General features: G+C 68.3%; 1 protein-coding gene. It reads right to left on the reverse strand.

Annotation, left to right across the window (positions count from 1 at the left end):
- Positions 1-76: 76 nt before the first annotated feature.
- Positions 77-1,425 (reverse strand): alpha-L-arabinofuranosidase B (locus AB0G02_RS27135; protein ID WP_360798963.1); only part of this gene is annotated, 1,349 nt, incomplete at its 5' end.

Raw genomic sequence — 1,425 nt, forward strand, 5'->3', positions numbered from 1 at the left:
AGGGCCAGTACTACAACCTGAACGAGCTGCGCCAGCAGGCACCGATATGTTAGCGATAACATTGCTCGTTCGACCGTCACGGCGCCAACGGCGAGGTGACGGCCCAGCTCACGTCGTCGTTGTACGAGGTGGAGTTGTCGAAGGTGTTGGAACCGCCGTTCGAGGCGATGTAGACGGTGTTGGCGTAGTGGCGGATCAGCCGGTCGGGGAAGTTGTTGGCCCGGAACGAGGTGCCCTGCCCGCTGCGGCCGGGTTCCGGGCAGAACGTCGCGTCCTGGGCGAACAGCGAGCTGCCGTCGTTGGCGGCGAGGTGGAGCTGGTAGTTCTGGTGGCGCAGGTACTGGCCGGCCGTGTTCCTGGACTCGAAGGACAGGCAGGAGGAGTTGCCCAGGCCGGCCCGCACGATCCAGGAAGCGTTGCCCTTCTCGGTGCTGGAGCTGGAGCCGGTGACGACCGCGGTGTCGATGGTGGTGCCGGTGTGGTGGACGTAGCGGTCGGTGCAGCACGCCGTGGTGGCGCGCAGCGACACGGTCGAGCCGGGCGTCGGGCCGCCGACCGAGGCGGTGGCGTAGCCGGCCGCGGCGATGTTGGCCTGGACCGCGTTCTCGGTGGTGTCCGACGGGTAGCCGGAGGTCATCACGCCCTCGTAGAAGGTGCCACGCGCGCCCACGCTGTTGTCACCGCCGATGCCGAGGATGATCGCGCCTTCCTTCTTCATCGGGTTGTACCCGGAGACGTTGGGGCGCGGTCCGTTGTAGAAGGTCGACAGGCCGCCGGACTGCGCGTTGCCGCCGCGGATGGACCAGTGGTTCGGCTCGCCCTTGAGGACGGCGGTCAGGAACCGGTGGCTGATCGTCGGGTCGTTGGAGTTGAGGCCGCGGTTCACGCCGGAGAACAGGCCGTTCTCCAGGTCCGCCATGATCCACGGTCCGTTGCCCGAGCCCCGGCCCCAGACGGTGTTGTTGCCGAAGTAGAGGGCTTCCATGGTGCCGTTGCCGTTGTCGCGGCTGTTGCGCTCGGCGTTGCCGTAGTCGAAGCAGCAGCCGCCGTTGTAGTGGGTGCCGTCGAAGATGGCGTACATGCCCTCGGGCTGGTCGCCGGTGGCGATGCCGTTGGTGTTGTTGTTGCGGTAGCCGGTGCCCGGCGCGACATAGACGCCGTAGGCCTTCTGACCACCGACGGTGACCGGCGCGGCGGTCGCGACGGCGAGGTTGTCGTACCCGCCCGCAGCGGGGCCGTTGAAACCGCCGGGAGGCGCCTGGGTGAGCCGGTTGTTGCGGCCGGTCTGGTCGTAGATGACCGTGATGAGGCAGGTGGAGCCCGCGCAGAACGAGTCCTGCGCGGCGGCGTTGGCGACCCCGCCCGCGGTCAGCGGCGCGATGTCGCGCGTCGCGTTGTCCGACGAGCGCCTGACCTGGTACAGCG

Origin of the sequence: Actinosynnema sp. NPDC023658, assembly GCF_040639995.1 — a bacterium.
GTDB lineage: Bacteria > Actinomycetota > Actinomycetes > Mycobacteriales > Pseudonocardiaceae > Actinosynnema.